Source organism: Marinobacterium sp. xm-g-59 (genome assembly GCF_013283315.1).
Lineage (GTDB): Bacteria > Pseudomonadota > Gammaproteobacteria > Pseudomonadales > Balneatricaceae > Marinobacterium_E.
The window spans coordinates 15,566-35,493 of the sequence record NZ_WBYR01000011.1 but is presented as its reverse complement, the minus strand read 5'-3'; the positions used below and the strand labels follow the sequence as shown (position 1 = coordinate 35,493).

18 protein-coding genes are annotated in these 19,928 nt (G+C 47.7%); 17 read left to right on the top strand and 1 reads right to left on the bottom strand.

The genetic code is table 11. From position 1 onward, the window contains the following. Positions 1-5 precede the first annotated feature (5 nt). Positions 6-776, bottom strand: coding sequence for a type I methionyl aminopeptidase (gene map / locus XMG59_RS10530; RefSeq protein WP_173481457.1), 771 nt, complete (start codon positions 774-776; stop codon positions 6-8). Positions 777-1,163: 387 nt separating this feature from the next. On the opposite strand from map, the gene rpsB reads away from it, so the two are divergent. The 17 genes from rpsB to tilS all read left to right on the top strand — a co-directional run bounded on the left by rpsB (position 1,164) and on the right by tilS (position 19,898). Further along, entirely contained in the window at positions 1,164-1,898 is a 735-nt protein-coding gene (gene rpsB / locus XMG59_RS10525; protein ID WP_173481456.1) for a 30S ribosomal protein S2, read from the top strand. A 105-nt stretch (positions 1,899-2,003) separates the two neighbouring features. Next, the gene (gene tsf / locus XMG59_RS10520; RefSeq protein WP_173498688.1) at positions 2,004-2,864 is read left to right on the top strand and encodes a translation elongation factor Ts; all 861 of its coding nucleotides are present in this window, start codon (positions 2,004-2,006) and stop codon (positions 2,862-2,864) included. Positions 2,865-2,956: 92 nt separating this feature from the next. After that, complete coding sequence (gene pyrH, locus XMG59_RS10515) at positions 2,957-3,706, top strand: UMP kinase (protein ID WP_173481454.1); 750 nt, start codon at positions 2,957-2,959, stop codon at positions 3,704-3,706. Next, entirely contained in the window at positions 3,706-4,263 is a 558-nt protein-coding gene (frr, locus tag XMG59_RS10510) for a ribosome recycling factor (RefSeq protein WP_173481453.1), read from the top strand. Before pyrH ends, frr begins: the two co-directional genes overlap by 1 nt. Before the next feature lie 41 nt (positions 4,264-4,304). After that, a complete protein-coding gene (locus XMG59_RS10505) occupies positions 4,305-5,066 on the top strand; it encodes an isoprenyl transferase (protein ID WP_173481452.1) in 762 nt (253 codons plus the stop codon). After that, on the top strand, positions 5,059-5,865 hold the full coding sequence (locus XMG59_RS10500; protein ID WP_173481451.1) for a phosphatidate cytidylyltransferase: 807 nt from the start codon (positions 5,059-5,061) through the stop codon (positions 5,863-5,865). Before XMG59_RS10505 ends, XMG59_RS10500 begins: the two co-directional genes overlap by 8 nt. Before the next feature lie 9 nt (positions 5,866-5,874). Beyond that, on the top strand, positions 5,875-7,227 hold the full coding sequence (gene rseP / locus XMG59_RS10495) for an RIP metalloprotease RseP (RefSeq protein WP_173494808.1): 1,353 nt from the start codon (positions 5,875-5,877) through the stop codon (positions 7,225-7,227). A 21-nt stretch (positions 7,228-7,248) separates the two neighbouring features. Continuing rightward, a complete protein-coding gene (bamA, locus tag XMG59_RS10490) occupies positions 7,249-9,558 on the top strand; it encodes an outer membrane protein assembly factor BamA (RefSeq protein ID WP_173498687.1) in 2,310 nt (769 codons plus the stop codon). Beyond that, complete coding sequence (locus XMG59_RS10485; protein ID WP_173498686.1) at positions 9,558-10,055, top strand: OmpH family outer membrane protein; 498 nt, start codon at positions 9,558-9,560, stop codon at positions 10,053-10,055. Before bamA ends, XMG59_RS10485 begins: the two co-directional genes overlap by 1 nt. Positions 10,056-10,062: 7 nt before the next feature. Further along, positions 10,063-11,094 carry a UDP-3-O-(3-hydroxymyristoyl)glucosamine N-acyltransferase gene (gene lpxD, locus XMG59_RS10480; RefSeq protein WP_254447110.1) on the top strand — a complete coding sequence of 344 codons (1,032 nt, stop codon included), beginning with the start codon at positions 10,063-10,065 and terminating at the stop codon, positions 11,092-11,094. Positions 11,095-11,109: 15 nt separating this feature from the next. After that, the gene (gene fabZ / locus XMG59_RS10475) at positions 11,110-11,547 is read left to right on the top strand and encodes a 3-hydroxyacyl-ACP dehydratase FabZ (RefSeq protein WP_173481446.1); all 438 of its coding nucleotides are present in this window, start codon (positions 11,110-11,112) and stop codon (positions 11,545-11,547) included. A gap of 2 nt (positions 11,548-11,549) precedes the next feature. Then, positions 11,550-12,320: an acyl-ACP--UDP-N-acetylglucosamine O-acyltransferase gene (gene lpxA / locus XMG59_RS10470; protein ID WP_173484531.1), complete on the top strand. Its 771-nt coding sequence runs from the start codon at positions 11,550-11,552 to the stop codon at positions 12,318-12,320. Continuing rightward, positions 12,280-13,473, top strand: coding sequence for a lipid-A-disaccharide synthase (gene lpxB, locus XMG59_RS10465; protein ID WP_217363613.1), 1,194 nt, complete (start codon positions 12,280-12,282; stop codon positions 13,471-13,473). Before lpxA ends, lpxB begins: the two co-directional genes overlap by 41 nt. After that, positions 13,473-14,075 carry a ribonuclease HII gene (gene rnhB, locus XMG59_RS10460; protein ID WP_173483414.1) on the top strand — a complete coding sequence of 201 codons (603 nt, stop codon included), beginning with the start codon at positions 13,473-13,475 and terminating at the stop codon, positions 14,073-14,075. Before lpxB ends, rnhB begins: the two co-directional genes overlap by 1 nt. A 1-nt stretch (position 14,076) precedes the next feature. Then, entirely contained in the window at positions 14,077-17,568 is a 3,492-nt protein-coding gene (gene dnaE, locus XMG59_RS10455; protein ID WP_173481443.1) for a DNA polymerase III subunit alpha, read from the top strand. A 93-nt stretch (positions 17,569-17,661) separates the two neighbouring features. Next, on the top strand, positions 17,662-18,621 hold the full coding sequence (gene accA / locus XMG59_RS10450) for an acetyl-CoA carboxylase carboxyl transferase subunit alpha (RefSeq protein WP_173481442.1): 960 nt from the start codon (positions 17,662-17,664) through the stop codon (positions 18,619-18,621). Further along, positions 18,621-19,898: a tRNA lysidine(34) synthetase TilS gene (gene tilS / locus XMG59_RS10445; protein ID WP_173498685.1), complete on the top strand. Its 1,278-nt coding sequence runs from the start codon at positions 18,621-18,623 to the stop codon at positions 19,896-19,898. Before accA ends, tilS begins: the two co-directional genes overlap by 1 nt. The last annotated feature ends 30 nt before the right edge of the window (positions 19,899-19,928 follow it).

Below are 19,928 nucleotides of genomic sequence, written 5' to 3'. Positions count from 1 at the left end.
CAAATTTAGCCTTTCTCTTCACTACGCAGGGTGAGAATTTCATGGCCATCAGCCGTCACTAAAATCGTGTGTTCATACTGAGCCGAGAGACGACGGTCTGCTGTTTCAACAGTCCAGCCGTCACGCTTGTTTAACTTAACCTGGCGTTTGCCGGCGTTAATCATCGGTTCGATGGTTAGGCACATACCCTCTTCAAGGGTTTCACCAGTTCCTGCTTTGCCGTAGTGGAGGACTTGAGGCTCTTCGTGGAACTCTGCACCGATGCCGTGGCCGCAATACTCGCGAACCACCGAGTAGTGGTTTGCTTCGGCATGTTTCTGAATCACAGCGCCGATATCACCGAGTTTCACACCCGGTTTGACCAGCTCAATACCCATGTTCATACACTCTTGAGTGATCTCGCAGAGGCGTTTTGCATGTGGTGCAACATCACCTACAAAGAACATTTTGCTGGTGTCGCCATGGTACCCATCTTTGATCACGGTAATGTCGATGTTGACAATGTCGCCGTTCTTTAAGGCTTTGTCATTGGGGATGCCGTGACAAACGATTGAATTGACTGATGTACAGATGGATTTAGGAAAACCGTGGTAGTTCAAAGGTGCTGGAATCGCTTGCTGCACATCAATAATGTAGTTGTGACAAATTTGGTCAATCTCATTGGTTGTGATGCCAGGCTTTACATGCTCTTCGATCATCTCAAGAACCTCGGCGGCTAAGCGTCCAGCCACTCGCATCTTTTCGATTTCGTCAGCGGTTTTGATCTTGATGGTCATCGGTGAATCCTTTTTAAATCGGTGATTTGCGCTTCGGAAAATTGAAGGCGTTTTTGATACTGCTTATTGTACAGGAGGTAGTGTTTTGGTCTACCGGAGTTTGCTATGTAATTTTGAAAGCGGATGTCAGGCTGAAAGCCAGACGCCCTAGATCTTTAAGTGGTTTTTAATTGGGTGTCTGGCCTTCAGCCTGACATCCGATTTAAAAGGTAGGTAGGGAGTAAAATTACTTCTCAAACGTTAGTCTTTATGGTATAAACTGCGCTCCCAAAAATCGTGCTTCGGCACTAAAACTAAAACACACACACTTCGTCACGTTTGTCTGGGTGCCCTAAGGGGTTGATAAATGGGGGGTGTGGAGGTTTAAACCCATAGAGGAAATACCAAATGGCACAAGTAAATATGCGCGATCTGCTTAAAGCAGGTGTTCACTTCGGTCACCAGACTCGTTACTGGAACCCAAAAATGTCGAAGTTCATCTTCGGTGCGCGTAACAAAATTCATATCATCAACCTTGAGCACACTCTGCCAGCTATGAACAACGCACTAGACGTTGTTAAAAACATGGCTTCTAACAAAAACAAAATTCTTTTTGTTGGTACTAAACGTGCAGCAGCTAAGGTTGTTAAAGAAGAAGCATCACGTGCGGGCATGCCTTACGTAAACCACCGTTGGTTGGGTGGCATGCTAACTAACTACAAGACAATCCGTCAGTCGATCCGTCGTCTACGTGATCTTGAAGCTCAAGCACAAGATGGTACTTTCGAGAAATTGACTAAGAAAGAAGCGCTAATGCGTAGCCGTGAAATGGCTAAGCTTGAGCTATCTATCGGCGGTATCAAGGATATGGGCGGTCTTCCAGATGCTCTATTCGTTATCGACGTAGATCACGAGCGCATCGCAATCAACGAAGCTAACAAGCTTGGTATCCCTGTCATCGGTGTTGTTGATACTAACAGCAACCCAGACGGTGTTGACTACGTTATCCCAGGTAACGATGACGCACTACGTGCCATTCAGATCTACGCTCAGTCTGTTGCAGACGCGTGCCTAGAAGGTTCTGATGCAACGGGTGGCGCTGCAAGCGAATTCGTTGAAGTTGAAGAGCAAGCGGCTGAGTAATTCAGTCTTAGGTTTGTAACCTTTAACTTACATACTTTCAAAAGGGGGAGCCAGGCTCCCCTTTTTTAGATTTACCTAACTAATTTCTTAAATGAGGATTGCAAAATGGCAAATATCTCTGCGGCAATGGTAAAAGAGCTGCGTGATCGTACTGGCCTAGGCATGATGGAGTGTAAAAAAGCACTTGCTGAGTCTGGTGGTGATGTTGATAAGGCGATTGAAGATCTACGTAAGTCTTCAGGTCTAAAAGCTGCTAAAAAAGCTGGCCGTACTGCTGCTGACGGTGTTGTTGTGGTTCGTGTTGCTGACGACAACAGCTACGGTGTAATCGTTGAAGTTAACTCTGAAACAGACTTTGTTGCTCGTGACGAAGGTTTCCTTGGTTTTGTTAGCCAGGTAGCTGACAAAGCGTTTGCTGATAAGCAGATAGATGTTGCAGCTCTAATGGCTGGTGACCTTGAGTCGGCTCGTGAAGCGCTAGTTCAAAAGATTGGCGAGAACATTACTGTTCGTCGTATCGCTCTTGTTGAAGGTGCAGTCGTTGCTGGATACGTACACAGCAACAACCGTATCGCTTGTCTTGTCTCTCTTGCAGGTGGTGACACTGAAGTGGCTCGTGACGTTGCTATGCACGTTTCTGCAGCTAACCCTCGTGTGTGTAAGCCTGAAGATATGCCACAGGAAGAGCTTGATCGCGAGAAAGAGATCATCATGGCTCAGCCTGACATGGAAGGTAAGCCACAAGAGATCAAAGAGAAAATGGCAATCGGCCGTGTTAAGAAGTTCCTTTCTGAAAACAGCCTTGTTGAACAGGCGTTCGTTAAGAACCCAGAGACAACTGTCGGCAAACTTATCAAAGATGCTGGTACTGACATCAACGGTTTCACCCGTCTAGAAGTTGGTGAAGGCATTGAAGTTGAGAAGAAAGACTTCGCTCAAGAGGTAGCAGAGCAGCTGCAAGGCTAATTCTGTACTAAACTAGCCCTGCCGACTTGCGGGGCTAGTTGTTTTCGATATACCTTTATCACACTTCTTTTAATCGCCTGCCGAGGGTGCCCATGCCTGTAAACAAGCCTAACTCCAAATATAAGCGAATTCTTCTGAAATTAAGCGGTGAAGCTTTAATGGGAGAAGAGAACTTTGGTATCGATCCAAAAGTTCTTCATCGAATGGCTCTGGAGATCGGTCAGTTAGTGGGTATCGGCGTTCAGGTCGGTCTAGTGATTGGTGGTGGTAACCTGTTTCGCGGCGCTGCGCTAAGTGAAGCAGGATTGGATCGAGTGACTGGCGACCATATGGGTATGCTAGCCACTGTGATGAACGCACTTGCAATGCGTGATGCACTCGAACGCTGTAATATTGCGACGCGAGTGATGTCGGCAATTCCGATGAGCGGCGTTGTGGATCACTATGATCGTCGAAATGCGATGCGTTACCTGTCACAAGGTGATGTGGTGATCTTCTCTGCTGGTACCGGTAACCCTTTCTTTACAACCGACTCTGCTGCCTGTCTGCGCGGCATTGAGATCGAAGCCGATGTGGTACTTAAGGCAACTAAGGTTGACGGCGTCTACACTGCGGATCCTATGAAAGATCCAACGGCTGAGCGCTACGACCGTCTAAGTTTTGATGAGGTGCTTGAGCGTCAGCTGGGTGTGATGGATATGACAGCAATCTGTCTGACCCGTGACCACGATATGCCCGTGCGCGTTTTCAATATGAACAAGCATGGTGCTCTTGTTAACCTAGTTGTAGGTGGCGACGAGGGTACATTGATCGATAGCGGCAGCGCTAACGGAGATAAATAATGATTACTGAGATTGTTCAAGACGCTGATCAGCGTATGTCAAAAAGCGTTGATTCTCTTGTAGAGCAGTTTAAAAAAATTCGAACAGGTCGTGCGACCCCTGCCATTCTTGATTCTGTGATGGTCCACTACTACGGTTCTGATATGCCGATTCAGCAGGTTGCTAACGTGACGGTTGAAGATGCGCGTACACTGTCGATCATCCCATGGGAAAAGAACATGGTTCCTGAGATCGAAAAAGCGATCATGAAATCAGATCTTGGTCTTAACCCAGCGACAGCCGGTGATGTTATTCGCGTGCCAATGCCAGCGCTGACCGAGGAGACTCGTAAGGGCTATATTCGTCAGGCACGTGGCGAAGCTGAGAATGCTCGAGTGGCTGTGCGCAATGTGCGTCGTGATGCTAACGGTGATATTAAAGATCTTTTGAAAGAGAAAGAGATAACAGAGGACGATGCGCGTCGTGGCGAAGATCAGGTTCAAAAAGAGACTGATAAGCACGTTGCTGAGATCGACAAGCTGTTGGCTCAAAAAGAGAAGGATTTGATGGAGATTTAATCCATCAAATTCGCGCACAGCGCATTAGGATACGACCTTTAATGGCCGATAATAACGATAACACCGTCAATACACGTCCTGCTCCACGCCATATTGCCGTCATTATGGATGGCAATAACCGTTGGGCCAAAGAGCGTCGCTTGCCGTCTCTCGCCGGTCATAAAGCGGGCGTCGATAGTGTCCGTGATGTCATTCAAGGCTGTATGGAGTCAGGGGTTGAATCTCTGACTCTTTTTGCCTTCAGTTCTGAGAACTGGCGCCGTCCTGAAAAAGAGGTCCGTGGTCTGATGGATCTCTTCAAGTTTGCCCTCGATCGTGAGGTTAAAAAACTCGTCAAAAATAATATTCGTCTTCGTGTCATTGGTGATAAGTCTGGTTTTTCCGAATCACTACAGCAGCGCATCGAAAAAGGCGAACAAGCGACTGCCCACTGTACTGCGCTTAATCTGAATATTGCAGCTAACTACGGTGGTCAGTGGGATATTGCTCATGCGGTTCAGCAGATTGCTGAGCAGGTCAAGCAGGGCGAGCTAGAACCTACCGATATCAATGCAGATCTTATTTCAAAGCATGTCTCACTGGCCGATCAGCCTCTGCCAGATCTCTGCATCAGAACGGCCGGTGAACAGCGAATCTCTAACTTTTTAATCTGGCAATTCGCTTACACAGAGTTCTACTACAGCGATCTCTACTGGCCAGACTTTAACCGCGAAGAGCTTCTCAAAGCGGTTGATAACTTCCAAACGCGTGAGCGTCGATTTGGCCGAACCAGTGAGCAACTGGAGGCCGAAAGTCATGTTTAAACAGCGCGTCATTACCGCTTCAATTTTGGCGCCATTGGCGCTAGGTTCGGTTTTCCTTCTACCTTTGTCTGGGTTTGCTATCGTTATGGCGCTTGTGATGATGATTGGGGCCTGGGAGTGGGGTAATTTCGCGCTCTATTCACGTCGCATGCGAGCGCTCTTTGTGGCGTTAGTGGGAGTGGTAATCGCAGCGATCTACCCATTTGTTACTGCTTTGACGCTCCCTATATTAGTTGTCGCAGCGCTATTTTGGGTGTTTGCGATTACTCGGGTGGTTCGCTACCCAAAGACCCTAGGTATCGATGGGACTGTGACTAAGTTGATTACCGGTCTGTTGGTGCTAGTCCCTGCTTGGGTGGCGATGGTGGGTCTGAAAACCCATGAGAGCGCGCATCTATTACTACTGCTGCTGTTTTTGTTGGTTTGGGGTGCTGATATAGGCGCCTACTTTGCCGGTAAGCGCTTTGGTCGAGTTAAGCTTTTACCTAAAGTTAGTCCTGGCAAAACGCGTGAAGGGGTTTATGGTGGTTTGTTAGCGGCCATGATGATCGCTCTTGGATTCTCGATTGTCTTAGGTCTCTCTTCTACTTCTATTATTCTGCTGATGGCGCTCTCTGCTTTGGTGGTGGTTGTCTCTGTATTTGGCGATCTGTTTGAGAGCATGTTTAAGCGTGAACGTGGTATCAAAGACAGTGGTGTGATCCTGCCAGGTCATGGTGGCGTACTGGATCGTGTCGACAGTCTTACGGCTGCTGCACCGCTGTTTTTGTTAGGAATTCAACTGCTTCCGATTCTTTAAGGGTAAGTGATGGATTTTATCCAAACGGTTCTCTCTCTTCTTATAACACTTGGCATACTGGTCACAATTCACGAGTGGGGTCACTACTGGGTAGCTCGTCGTTGTGGCGTTAAGGTACTGCGCTTCTCTGTCGGCTTTGGTAAACCTATCTGGATGCGTAAGGGCAAAGATGGCACTGAGTATGCTGTCGCCTCCATCCCTTTAGGTGGCTATGTTCGAATGCTCGATGAGCGTGAAGGACCGGTTCCAGATGAGCTCAAATCTCAAGCGTTCAACAACAAAAGCGTCTATCAGCGAATCGCGATCGTTGCAGCAGGCCCGTTTGTTAATTTGATCTTTGCCCTCTTTGCGTATTGGTTCCTATTCATATGGGGGGTGACGGTTGTAAAACCTGTCGTTGGCGCCGTTGCACCTGACTCGCTTGCAGAGCAAGCTGGTCTTCAGCCCAATTATGAGATCGCTGAGATTGACGGGCGAGAAGTGCTCTCATGGGAGGAGATCAATTTAGCGTTGGCAGCACGAGTGGGTGAGACAGGTGTATTAACTCTTCGTGCAGGTGAACCTAATTCTGGTTGGTTAAGAAACTACTCGGCTGATCTGCAAACTTGGGATGTTGATCTAGAGACCACTTCGCCACTTCGAGCCTTTGGCTTGTCACCCTGGCAGCCAGAAGTGCCTGCCGTTATAGGTCAAATCTCTCCTGATGGCCCAGCTTATAAAGCAGGTCTGCAAGAGGGCGATAGGGTCGTCAGCATTGACGATACGCCTATCGATAACTGGATGGCTTTGGTTGGCAAAGTGCAAGCTTCTTACGATACCGATCTTCGATTTGAAATTGTTCGTGATGAACAGTCCGAAGAGGTGATTGTAAGACCCGGCCTAAGACCCGGCAGTGATGCCTTAGTTGGCTATATCGGTGCCGGCGTTGTCGTCCCTCAGTGGCCAGAGGATATGTTAAGGGATCTCTCTCAGGGGCCGGTGGATGCTCTAGTGAGTGCCTACGAAAAGACCGTTCAGATGATTGGACTGACGCTGGACTCGATCAAGAAGATGATCGTTGGTGTCATTTCAGTGAAAAATCTGAGTGGCCCAATTACGATCGCTAAGGTGGCCGGCGCTTCGGCATCATCAGGGTTGGAATCCTTTATCAGTTTTTTGGCCTATCTCAGCATCAGTTTGGGTGTGCTAAATCTTTTACCAATTCCGATGCTAGATGGCGGTCATTTAGTGTACTATTTTGTAGAACTGATTCGAGGTCGTCCTGTCAGCGAGCGTACCCAAGCTTTCGGAATGAGGTTGGGTATGGCGCTGTTGTTTAGTTTGATGGCCATTGCATTTTTTAACGATTTAGCGCGTCTTTAAGCGTACTAGAGGAATCACTGGATGAAACGCTTCACACTCTTATCACTGTTAGGACTTATCTTCTCGGTCCATGCTATTGCCAGTGATTTTGCCGTCGATGACATTCGTATCGAAGGTTTGCAGCAGGTTGATCCAGCCATTGTATTCCGAAATTTTCCGATTAATCGTGGTGATCTTGTCGATCAACGAGCTCTCAATGATGCGACAAAAGATCTGTTCGAATCCGGTTATTTTGATGATGTAGAGCTACTCAAAGATCAAGGTGTGTTGATTGTTCGAGTTAAAGAGCGCCCGTCCGTTGCGCTGATTCGTCTTGAAGGTAACGATCTGATCAAAGACGAGCAGTTAATGGCTGCCCTCAAACGATCAGGCCTTGAAGAGGGAGACGTGTTTCGTCGTTCAGCTCTTGATCAAATTCGTCTCGATCTGCTTCAAGTATACAACCAGGCAGGTCGCTATACCGCTGAAATCAACACGGATGTTGAGCAGCTAGATGGTAATCGTGTAGCCCTCAATATAAAAGTCACTGAGGGTGAAACTGCGGTAGTACAAAAAATTAATATCATTGGTAATTCGGCTTTCTCTGATGAAGAGCTGTTGGGTCTGTTTGATTTGGGAACAACCAATCTCTTCTCATGGTGGACTGATAATGATAAATACGCTCGAGAGAAGTTAAGTGCTGATATCGAAAGACTTCGTTCCTACTACTTGGATCGCGGTTTCGTTAAGTTTGATATCAACTCATCTGATGTCTCTATTAGCCCTGATCAGAAGCAGGTCTTTGTTACCATCAGTCTGACAGAGGGTCAGCAGTATAAGTACACTGATATCGATGTTGTTGGTGAGTTCGGTGTTGATAAGTCTGAGCTTACTAAACACCTTCAGATGAAAACAGGCGATCTGTTTTCTAGAAAGTTGGTGGTTGAGACAAATAACCTCATTCAAAAAGAGTTGGGTGATTCCGGCTATCTTTTTGCTAAGTCAAACGCCATACCTGAAGTTGATGACCAAGGTGGTGTGGCGCTCAAATTCTATGTTGAGCCGGGTAAGTTGGTAACGGTTCGTCGTATCGAGATTCGTGGTAACGCGATGACGGCTGACGAGGTAATCCGTCGTGAGTTACCGCAGATGGAGGGCAGTGTTGCTAGTGCAGATGCGATTGAACGATCCAAAACCCGCCTTGATCGTTTGGGCTTTTTTAGCAAAGTTGATATTAAAACATTGAGAGTTGCTAGTGCAGATGATCAGGTTGACCTTCAGTTTTCTGTTGAAGAGCAATCACTAGGGCAAATCAACGCTGGCGTTGGCTACTCCAGCGCTGAAGGTATTTTGTTTGATGTCGGCCTTCAACAAGATAACTTCTTGGGAACCGGTACAGAGTTTGGCTTTGCTTTTAATAACTCTCAAATTCTAACTCAGTACACATTCAGCTTTAATGATCCCTACTACACTCTTGATGGGGTAGGGCGTGGCTATGATGTCTATTACCGTACAAGAGATTTCGGTAATGATGATCTCTCTGATTACAATACCAATGAGGTTGGTGCCTCAGTGAATTTTGGTTACCCGATCGATGAAAACCAACGTGTCACCCTTGGTGTCGGTTTGGATTCAACGGATGTAAACATTAATGAGTCTGTTTCAACGCGACCTGACATTATTGACGAGTTTGTTACCTCAGCAGGTTCTTCGTACTTAACTTATAACCTGAACGGCCGTTGGCGCAATAACCACCTGAATAATGCCTTTTTCCCAACGGATGGTTACCTTCACGATGTTCGATTGGATGTTGCTGTGCCAGGTGGTGACCTTGCTTACTACAAAGCCAGTTACACAGGTCGTTACTATCAACCGCTTAACCGAGATCAAACCTGGGTGTTTGGACTTAAGACTCGTAATGGTTTCGCAGGCTCATTGGACAGTAACCCTTACCCCTTCTTTCAACGCTATTTTGCCGGTGGGTTAAGAACCGTTCGCGGTTTTGCTAATAACTCTTTAGGCCCTAAAGATGGTGATGACCCAATAGGAGGAAACATTCTCCTGTCAGGCTCTGCAGAGCTAATTTTCCCTGCGCCATTTTTAGATGAAGATTCATCGATTCGTACCATTGCCTTCTTGGATGGCGGTAACGTATTTACTACGGATAGCTGCTCTGGCTTGACAGACTGTTCTGACAATATTGATATTGTTGAGGTTCGATTTGCTGCCGGTGTCGGTTTGAGCTGGATTACGGCAATTGGCCCGTTGTCTATCTCTTTTGGTCAGGCACTGAACGCTAGCTCAAATGATACGAAAGAGTCTGTGCAATTCTCATTAGGACAAACCTTCTGATGATTGCTCGTTCTCTGCTTTTTTGGGTGTTTGCCTCTATCTCGCACTCAGCTATTGCTGGTTCAATGGTTGTTCTTGATGTCCAAGCGGCGCTTCAGTCGAGTAATGCTGCAGAAGCCTTTCGCGCAGATTTAGTTAAAAGCACTTCCCAGCAAGAGTCTCAGGTTCGTGATTTAGAAAATCAGGCTAAAAAGATGCAGTCTGATTTTGAGTTGAATAAGGGGCTGCTGACTCAAGAACAGATTCAGCAAAAAGATCTCCAATTCAAGAAAGTGTATGGCGAGTATCAGCGACAGCTGCAAGCGCTTCAGCAGCAGCGAGCGGCTATGGAGAAAGAGTTTTTAGAGGGTATGCGTCCCAAGTTGGATCAGGTCATCAAAGCGCTTATTGATGAAGGCGATATTTCGCTGATTATCAATCGTCAGTCGGCTATCTATGTTGAGCCTAGAATCGACATTACAGGTGAGATTATTAAACGCCTGAATGCCCAGGAGTGACTGGGGTTTGACTGATTTTTCCGAAAAAGCGTCCGATTTAGCTCTTCGCGTTAGTGGAGAGCTTGTTGGTAGTGATTGTCTAATCTCTGGGATGTCTACCCTTGATAAAGCCGGTGCTGGTCAGCTCTCTTTTCTATCCAACGCCAAATACCAAAAACAGCTTCCAGACACTCAGGCTGAAGTCGTTCTAGTCAGTGCAGAGTTCGTTGATCTGGTCCCCAATAGCGCTATTGTCGTTGCTAATCCCTACCTAGCCTTTGCAAAGTTATCGCAGCTGTTTGATTGGCGTGGTCCTTTAGTCGCTGGAATTGCGCCGACTGCAACAGTAGACCCTTCTGCCGAGATCGACCCCTCTGCTCAGATTGCGGAGGGTGCCATTGTTGGCGCTCAAGTTAAGGTGGCTGCCCATGCCTATGTGGGTCCCAACGTGGTCATAGGTGAGGGTGTCTTGGTCGGTGAGTCAACACGGCTTGAAGCGAATGTAACCCTCTACCCAGGAGTATCCATCGGTAAGCGATGCATCATTCATTCTGGTGCTGTGATTGGAGCCGATGGGTTCGGTTTTGCTCATGACGGTCAGGGCTGGGTAAAAATCGCCCAAGCCGGTGGTGTGATTTTAGGTGATGATGTTGAGGTCGGTGCAAACACAACGATCGATCGCGGTGCTCTGTCGGATACTTTGATTGCTAATGGTGTGAAATTGGATAATCAAATTCAGATTGCACACAATGTTGAGATCGGAGAGTCAACGGCCATAGCTGGTTGTACTGCAATTGCGGGTAGCACTCGTATCGGCTCTCATTGTACTATTGCAGGTATGAGCGGTGTCACGGGGCATTTAGAGATTGCCGACCGAACCCACATCACGGCGATGACTTTGGTCAGTAAATCAATCAAAGAGTCGGGTGCTTACTCATCGGGTACTGGGGTTGAACCTCACGCTCAATGGAAGCGAAATGTGGTCCGGTTTAAGCAACTTGATGAGTTGTCCCAACGCGTTAAAAATCTAGAAAAGCTTGTAAAAAAGCTTGCTGAATAAGGCTAAAAACTGAATATGATGGATGTAAATGAGATCCGTAAATACCTTCCGCACCGCTACCCTTTTCTATTGGTTGACCGCGTTGTAGAACTAACACCCGGTGAATCCATTGTCGCTTACAAGAATGTGACCGTTAACGAACCTTTCTTTAACGGCCACTTCCCTGATCATCCCGTCATGCCGGGTGTCTTGATTGTTGAAGCGATGGCTCAAGCGGCCGGTATTCTTGGTTTTAAAACCATGGATAAAACACCTCAGGATGGTTCGATCTACTACTTTGTGGGTGCCGATAATCTGCGTTTTAAACGCCCAGTAGTGCCTGGCGACCGCCTTCAGCTTGAAGCGTTGGTATTGTCTGAAAAACGCGGTATCTGGAAGTTCCAAGTTAAAGCGACGGTTGAAGGTGAAACGGTTAGCTCGGCAACCATTCTGTGTGCTGATAGGAAGGTCTGATTTTGATTCACCCGCAAGCGATTATCGATCCCTCTGCTAAGTTGGCAGAGGGTGTTGAGGTTGGACCTTGGAGTTACATCGGACCTGATGTCGAGATCGGTGCAAATACTCGTATCGAATCACATGTTGTCGTCAAAGGCCCGACCAAAATCGGTAGCGGAAATCATATATTTCAATTCGCATCTGTGGGCGAAGATTGCCAAGATAAAAAGTATGCCGGTGAACCCACTGAATTGATCATCGGTGATAACAACGTTATTCGAGAAGGCGTAACGATTCACCGCGGAACAGTTCAGGATAAAAGCCTGACGCAGATTGGCAGTCATAACCTTCTGATGGCCTATGTCCATGTGGCCCATGACTGTGTTGTCGGTGATCATACGATTTTGGCCAATAATGCAGCCTTAGCTGGGCATGTTCATGTTGGTGATCATACGATATTGGGCGGTTTTACAGCTGTTCATCAGTTCTGTCACATTGGTGCACATGTTATGTGTGGTGCCGGTACTGTTGTGCTCCAGGATATCCCCTCTTACACCCTTGCAACCGGTAATCCCGCATCACCACACGGCATTAATGCTGAAGGTCTAAAACGTCGAGGCTTCTCATCTGAGTCGATCCGTGCGCTTAAGAATGCCTATAAAACGATCTACCGTAAAAACCTTACTCTTGCGGATGCGATCGCTCAACTAGAGTCGCTTGAAGCTGGCGAGTCAGCATTGACCCCATTGATTGAGTCGCTACGTAACTCCTCTCGTGGAATCATCCGTTAATTCAACTAGACCCATTAAGATTGCTATTGTTGCTGGAGAAGAGTCCGGTGACATTCTTGGCGCTGGGTTGATCAGTTCGTTAAAGAAGCGCTATCCCAATGCCACATTTGAGGGGGTAGGAGGCCGTCGAATGATTGCTCAGGGCCTTAATTCAGAGTTTCCTATGGAGCGTCTGTCGGTTATGGGTCTGGTGGAGGTCTTAAAACGGCTTCGCGAACTTTTAAAACGGCGCAAGAAGTTAATAGAAAAGTGGTTGCAAACACCCCCCGATCTTTTTATTGGCATTGATGCTCCCGACTTTAATTTAGGTCTTGAGAGAGTCCTAAAAGAGCGTGCCATCCCAACGGTTCACTATGTCAGCCCCTCGGTTTGGGCCTGGCGAGAGAAACGTCTAAAAAAGATTGAACAGTCGGTTGATTTGATGCTCTGCTTTCTCCCTTTTGAAGCGAAGTATTACAAAGATACTCAGGTTAAGGCTCAGTTTATTGGCCATCCATTAGCCACTCAGCTGCCACTCTCTATTAGTCAAAGCCAAGCCAAAACGGCTCTTGGTCTGAGTGATGCGAGTCCCGTATTGGCTCTGATGCCAGGAAGTCGCAGTTCTGAAGTGGGTAAGTTGGCACCCCCGTTCATTGAAACGGCACTCGCGCTTTGCAGTAAGATTCCCAATCTTCAGGTCATCCTTCCAGCCGCTAACGAAGCCCGTTATCAGCAGATAGCCCTGTTAATTCGAGAGGCTCAGGCAGAGAGTAAGATTAAACTTGTTCAAGGCTCCTCGCAGGAGTGTTTGATGGCGGCAGACTCAGTTTTGATTTCGTCCGGTACGGCAACACTGGAAGCGATGCTCTGTTCAACGCCTATGGTGGTGGCCTACAAAATGGCCCCGCTGAGTTATGCGATTATTTCTCGAATGCTAAAAACTCCCTATGTATCCCTGCCTAACCTATTGGCAGGCAGAGCATTGGTTCCCGAGATTTTTCAGTCTGATGTGAGGGTCGAGGTATTAGAGCCTCTGGTTTTACAAAGTCTGACGGATAGCCATTACATTCAATCGCTGCAGCAGGAATTTTCTGATCTGTCTGGGCTAATTCGCCAAGATGCCGATGAGCAAGCGGCAGAAGCTGTATCCACACTATTGGAGTTTAGAAGCTGATGCAGCCTCAAGAATTTAACTTTGCTGAGCACTCTCTCTTTGCCGGTGTGGACGAAGTAGGGCGAGGACCGCTTGTTGGCGATGTGGTTGCAGCAGCAGTGATTCTCGATCCTAACAATCCTATTGAGGGGTTGATGGATTCGAAAAAGCTGTCTGAAAAGCGTCGTGAAGCTTTGTCCATTGAAATTAAAGAGCGAGCGTTGTGCTGGTCAATCGCGGTTGCAACGCCGCAAGAGATTGATGAATTGAATATTTTGCACGCGACAATGCTGGCGATGAAGCGAGCGGTGTTGGGTTTATCCCAAGTGCCTGATCATGTCTATGTGGACGGTAATCGATGCCCCGAGATTCCTTACTCTGTTGAAGCGGTAGTGAAAGGTGACTCAAAAGTCGCAGAGATCAGTGCGGCTTCTATCATTGCTAAGGTACATCGTGATCATCAAATGCTAGAATTGGACGCACAATTTCCGCAGTATCAATTTGCCAAACATAAAGGCTACCCGACGCCGGCTCATCTTCAACTGATACAAGAGCACGGGGTATTACCGGAATATCGTCGTTCATTTGCGCCAGTAAGGCGCCTAATAGAGGGGAATCAGTAGAATGACTGACGCATCGTTCGTCCATCTTCGTGCGCACTCTGAGTTCTCACTCTATGATGGTCTGGTTCGTGTTAAAGAGCTAGTTAAGCATGCTGCACAGGCGCAGATGCCCGCTGTTGCGTTAACCGATCAGACCAACTTCTATGCGTTGGTTAAGTTCTTCAAAGCGGCCACTGCGGCGGGGATTAAACCAATCTGCGGGGTCGATTTTTGGGTGGTAGATGATGCCGATCCGGAGTCGCCACCGACCCAGTTGACGCTGCTCGTTAAAAACGGCTTGGGTTATCGTAATCTCACCGAACTGGTCTCTAGAGCCTATGCCGAAGGTCAGTCACTCGACCCTGAGCGTGCGCTTATCTATAAAAGCTGGATTGCAGAAAAATCTGAGGGTGTGATCGCGCTCTCGGGCGGTCGCCGTGGGGAGATAGGTCAGGCGATCCTATCTGGTCAGGCGGATTTAGAGGCTCGTCTGCAATATTGGATGGATCTTTTTCCAGATGCCTTCTATCTGGAATTGGTTAGAACAGGGCGCTCTGATGAAGAGACGGTCATCCATAAAAGTATCGAGCTTGCCCAGTCGCTGGGTTGTCCTGTCGTTGCAACCAATGAAGTGATGTTTGTCCGCGAGGATGACTTTGATGCTCATGAAGCGCGAGTCTGTATTAACCAGGGGCGCACTTTGGATGATCCGACGCGTCCAAGAGATTACTCTGATCAGCAATATTTCAAATCCTCTGAGGAGATGATTGAGCTCTTCTCTGATATTCCCTCAGCGATCGAAAACAGCGTTGAAATCGCCAAACGATGCAACATCGAGATTGAACTTGGAACTTACTACCTGCCAAGATTCCCAATACCTGAAGGGGTGTTGATGGATGACTACTTCAGGAGAGTGTCTGAAGTCGGTTTAGAAGAGCGCCTCGATTTTCTTTTTGATCGAAACTCCGAAGAGTTTGCTGAGATTCGTAAGGCTTATGATGAGCGGTTGAAGTTTGAGCTGGATATCATCATCCAGATGGGTTTCCCAGGTTACTTCCTGATCGTCATGGACTTCATTAAATGGGCTAAAGAGAATGGTATTCCTGTAGGGCCAGGGCGTGGTTCGGGTGCCGGCTCATTGGTCGCCTATGTCCTTAAAATTACCGACCTTGACCCACTTGAGTACGATCTTCTGTTCGAACGTTTCCTTAACCCGGAACGTGTTTCGATGCCGGACTTTGATATCGATTTCTGTATGGATAATCGAGATCAAGTCATTGACTACGTCGCTCAAACCTATGGGCGCGATGCCGTTTCGCAAATCATTACCTTCGGTACCATGGCGGCTAAAGCGGTGGTTCGAGATGTGGCGCGTGTTCAAGGTAAGCCCTTCGGTCTTGCTGACCGCCTCTCTAAATTGATCCCATTTGAAGTGGGAATGACACTCAATAAAGCTTGGGAGCAGGAAGAGGCGCTTCGCGAGTTCGTTGAAGGCAGTGAAGAGGCTCAAGAGATTATGGAGATGGCCTACAAACTCGAGGGGGTTACTCGAAATGTAGGTAAGCACGCCGGTGGTGTGGTGATCTCTCCAACCAAACTGACCGATTTCTCGGCAACTTACTGTGATGCTGAAGGTCAGGGCTTGGTGACCCAGTTTGATAAGAATGATGTTGAAGAAGCGGGTCTCGTTAAGTTCGACTTCTTGGGCCTTAGAACCCTGACTATCATTGACTGGGCACTTGAGACCATCAATAAACAGAAAGAGATTGAAGGCGAAGAGCCGCTGCGAATTGAAGCGATCGATTTAGAGGATCCAGAGGTCTACGCTCTACTCAAGCGTGCAGAGACTACGGCGGTTTTCCAGCTCGAATCCAGTGGTATGAAAGATTTGATTCGTCGTCTCTTGCCGTCACGTTTCGAAGATATCGTCGCACTGGTGGCCTTGTTTCGTCCCGGTCCTTTGCAATCGGGCATGGTTGATGACTTTATTAACCGTAAGCATGGCCGCGCTGAGATGGCTTGGCCTCACCCTGATTACCAGCTGGATTCTCTTCAGCCGGTATTGGAGCCGACCTACGGCATCATTCTCTACCAAGAGCAGGTCATGCAGATCGCTCAGGTGATGGCGGGTTATACGCTGGGCGGAGCGGATATGCTGCGTCGAGCGATGGGTAAGAAAAAACCAGAAGAGATGGCGAAACAGCGACATCTTTTCATTGAGGGCTCAAGCGCTCAGGGCATTGATGAAAAACTGGCCGGTAATATCTTTGACCTGGTTGAAAAATTTGCGGGTTACGGATTTAACAAATCCCACTCGGCTGCCTATGCATTGGTCTCTTACCAAACAGCTTGGCTAAAAACCTACTATCCAGCGCCATTCATGGCTGCTGTTATGTCCTCTGATATGCAGAACACCGACAAGGTGGTGATCTTCATTGAAGAGTGTCGTCAAATGAAGCTTAAAGTACTGCTTCCCGACGTTAATTTGAGTGAGTTCAAATTTACGGTGGGTCCAAATCAGGAGGTTGTCTACGGGCTTGGAGCGGTTAAAGGCGTAGGTGAGGGTCCTGTTGAAGCGATCATGGAGGCTCGGAAATCGGGAGCGTTTAAAGATCTGTTCGATTTCTGTAAACGAGTAGGGTCTAAAAAACTCAACAAGCGAGTGCTTGAATCCTTAGTACGCTCTGGTGCTGTTGATGCCTTAGGTCCCAATCGAGCGGTGTTGTGGGCCGCTATACCTGCAGCTTTGCAGTCGGCCGATCAAGATGCGCGCAATCAAGATGCGGGAATGTTCGACCTGTTTGGTGAGTCTGAAGAGGTTGTCGATGCCGATCCTTTCGAGCAGTTCATGAATGCTCGCGAGTGGAGCGACAAAGAGCGTCTGAATGGCGAGAAGGATACCCTCGGTCTTTACGTGACGGGTCACCCTATTGATGAGTATGAGTCTGAATTAAAACACTTTGTTTCTCGCAAACTACAAGAGCTTCAACCGGCTAGAGGGCGAGCTCAAAAAATGGCCGGCTTGGTTGTCGACCTGCGTGTTAAAAAGACCAAGCGAGGCGAAAATCTCTGCTTTGTAACCTTGGATGATCGATCTGCTCGTATCGATGTGAGTCTGTTTGGTGAAACCTATGATGAAGCGCGTCGTCTGATTCAAAAAGATCAGGTGATTGTGGTGGAAGGAGAGGTGGCTCAAGACGACTATAACGGTGGCCTCAAGGTGCGTGGGCAGCAGGTATTAAGTGTCGCGGATGCCCGTATTCGTTATGCGAAGTCGTTAACGATTAAGGCCGACGCAAAGGGGTTAACTCAACAAAGCTTGAGAATGTTGCAGGACTCTTTGAAAAAAGCACGCGCTTATCAGCAGGGTATGCCTGTTGTGATTGACTATAGCTGTGCTGAGGCGAAGGGTCGGATTGAGCTTGGCTCAGAGTGGATTGTCTCTCCTGATGACGACCTGATGCAATCACTTCGCGAGCAGTTTGGTAATCAGAGCGTCTCGCTGATCTACTAGTTTTCCTGACAGTATTTAGCCACCTAGGGTGGCTACTTTTTTGCGTGCGCGGTAGAATTCAACAATCAGTTTTATCTTTTAGAAGCGAATTGTATGAACCCCAACTACCTTGATTTTGAACAGCCAATTGCTGATCTGGAAGCAAAGATCAATGAACTTAAACACGTTGGCGAAGATAATGAGAGTATCAATCTCTCTGACGAGGTATCGCGCCTTCGTGAAAAAAGTCACTCTCTGACTCGTTCAATCTTCTCTGACCTGAGTGCTTGGCAGGTTTCTCAATTAGCTCGCCATCCGCAACGCCCATACACTCTGGACTACATCAAATACATCATCGATGAGTTTGAAGAGATTCATGGCGATCGTCATTTTGCTGATGATCAGGCGATTGTGTGTGGTATTGGTCGTTTGGATGGTCAGCCTGTTGCTGTGATTGGTCATCAGAAAGGTCGTGAAGTCAAAGAGAAGGTTCGTCGCAACTTTGGTATGCCTCGTCCAGAAGGTTACCGTAAAGCACTCCGTGTGATGGAGATGGCAGAGCGATTCAACATGCCGATTCTTACCTTTATCGATACTCCAGGAGCCTACCCAGGCATCGATGCTGAAGAGCGTGGTCAATCCGAAGCGATTGCATTCAACCTTGCGAAAATGTCTAAGTTGAAGACGCCTATTATCGCAACAGTGATTGGTGAAGGGGGTTCTGGTGGTGCATTGGCTATCGGTATCTGCGATGAGCTACTAATGCTTCAGTACTCAACTTACTCAGTCATCTCTCCAGAAGGCTGTGCTTCAATTCTATGGAAAAGCGCAGAGCGTGCTTCAGACGCAGCTAAAGCGATGGGTATCACGTCTGAGCGTCTCCACGAACTGGGTCTGGTTGATCAGATTGTTGCTGAACCGCTGGGTGGTGCGCACCGTGATCCCGCGTTGATGGCCGCTAGTCTTAAGCAGCAGTTGCAAGCCTCACTGAAAAAACTGACTGGCCTAGCTGATCAAGAGTTGCTGGATCAACGTTATCAGCGAATTCTCTCTTACGGCGCCATTGGTCGTTAATGAGCAATAAAACAGCCGCAGATATTCGAGAGAGTCTGCGGCTTTTTTTTCTACAACATCCCCATATTGAGCATTGGGTCGTTGCCTACAGCGGCGGTCTAGACTCAAGTCTGCTTCTTAAGCTCTGCTCTGACATACTCCCTCCTGATCGCTTGTCAGCACTGCATGTTAATCATCAGCTGCAAAGCGGCTCTGATAGCTGGGAGCGATTTTGTGCTGAATCAGCATCCGAATGGGGTGTCTCTTTTGAATCAGAAAAAGTGACCTGTGACTCCTCGTCTGAAGAGAGCGCAAGGCAGGCGCGTTACTCTACATTTAACAAGCGTTTAAAGCCCAAAGAGGCTTTGCTGCTAGCCCACCACCAAGATGATCAAGCCGAAACGGTCCTGTTTAACCTCTTTAGAGGCTCAGGTGTTAATGGGCTTTCGGGAATTGCTTCAAATAGGAGAGTTGGGGAAGGAGAGCTTTTCAGACCGCTTCTGAATACGACAAAGTCTGATATCGAGTCAGCGGCCAAAGAGTTGCAGATTGCTTGGGTGGATGATCCCAGTAATCTCGATACAAGCTTTACCAGAAACTGGATTCGTAGAGATTTGTCGGGCGTTTTGAGCGCTCAATGGCCTGACTGGAAATCTACGCTGGCTAAAACAGCTTCACGCTTGAGCGAAGCGAGTGAATTTCATGAAGCGCTGGCGCAGATGGATCTTGAACGTTGTCAGCTAGAGGAGGGGGTTCTCTCCTTAGCACTCCTGCTGCAGCTCTCACTGGCACGTAAGAAAAATCTTCTCTATCACTGGTTAAGTTCTGCTGGCCAGAGGGTAGGCTCGGAGAAACAGCTGGAATCGATTGCAAAGCTGGATGTTAAGGCAAAGGGTGAGTGGCAATTTTCCACAGTGATTTTGCGCGCCTATGATGAGAAGTTATTTTTATCACCTGATATTGAACGTCAACCCTGTGAGTCCATTGAGTGGGTGGTCTCTGATGAGACAGTGACATTTGGTCCTGGTCAGTTGAGCGCCATTAGATCTGAGGCTGGTCTGCCGGTAGATATGAAACTAACTCTTCGAGCTCGAGAGCCAGGTGAGTCTGTTTACATTGAGTCTCGCGGGGGGCATGTCAGTATTAAAAAGCTGATGAATGAGCATCGAATCCCACCTTGGTTAAGAGAGTGTTGGCCAATTGTCTGTTCGTCGGGTCAGGTGGTGGCGATTCCTGAAATATGGCTGGATGAAAAAGTCTGCGTTAAAGACGGATTTTTACTAAATTGGGTCGTTTGATGTTTGTTACCAAAGCGCTCTTTTGGTAGA

Coding starts and splice junctions, on each gene's coding strand:
- map (WP_173481457.1), bottom strand. CDS start 776: ATGACCATCAAGATCAAAACCGCTGACGAAATCGAAAAGATGCGAGTG.
- rpsB (WP_173481456.1), top strand. CDS start 1,164: ATGGCACAAGTAAATATGCGCGATCTGCTTAAAGCAGGTGTTCACTTC.
- tsf (WP_173498688.1), top strand. CDS start 2,004: ATGGCAAATATCTCTGCGGCAATGGTAAAAGAGCTGCGTGATCGTACT.
- pyrH (WP_173481454.1), top strand. CDS start 2,957: ATGCCTGTAAACAAGCCTAACTCCAAATATAAGCGAATTCTTCTGAAA.
- frr (WP_173481453.1), top strand. CDS start 3,706: ATGATTACTGAGATTGTTCAAGACGCTGATCAGCGTATGTCAAAAAGC.
- XMG59_RS10505 (WP_173481452.1), top strand. CDS start 4,305: ATGGCCGATAATAACGATAACACCGTCAATACACGTCCTGCTCCACGC.
- XMG59_RS10500 (WP_173481451.1), top strand. CDS start 5,059: ATGTTTAAACAGCGCGTCATTACCGCTTCAATTTTGGCGCCATTGGCG.
- rseP (WP_173494808.1), top strand. CDS start 5,875: ATGGATTTTATCCAAACGGTTCTCTCTCTTCTTATAACACTTGGCATA.
- bamA (WP_173498687.1), top strand. CDS start 7,249: ATGAAACGCTTCACACTCTTATCACTGTTAGGACTTATCTTCTCGGTC.
- XMG59_RS10485 (WP_173498686.1), top strand. CDS start 9,558: ATGATTGCTCGTTCTCTGCTTTTTTGGGTGTTTGCCTCTATCTCGCAC.
- fabZ (WP_173481446.1), top strand. CDS start 11,110: ATGATGGATGTAAATGAGATCCGTAAATACCTTCCGCACCGCTACCCT.
- rnhB (WP_173483414.1), top strand. CDS start 13,473: ATGCAGCCTCAAGAATTTAACTTTGCTGAGCACTCTCTCTTTGCCGGT.
- dnaE (WP_173481443.1), top strand. CDS start 14,077: ATGACTGACGCATCGTTCGTCCATCTTCGTGCGCACTCTGAGTTCTCA.
- accA (WP_173481442.1), top strand. CDS start 17,662: ATGAACCCCAACTACCTTGATTTTGAACAGCCAATTGCTGATCTGGAA.
- tilS (WP_173498685.1), top strand. CDS start 18,621: ATGAGCAATAAAACAGCCGCAGATATTCGAGAGAGTCTGCGGCTTTTT.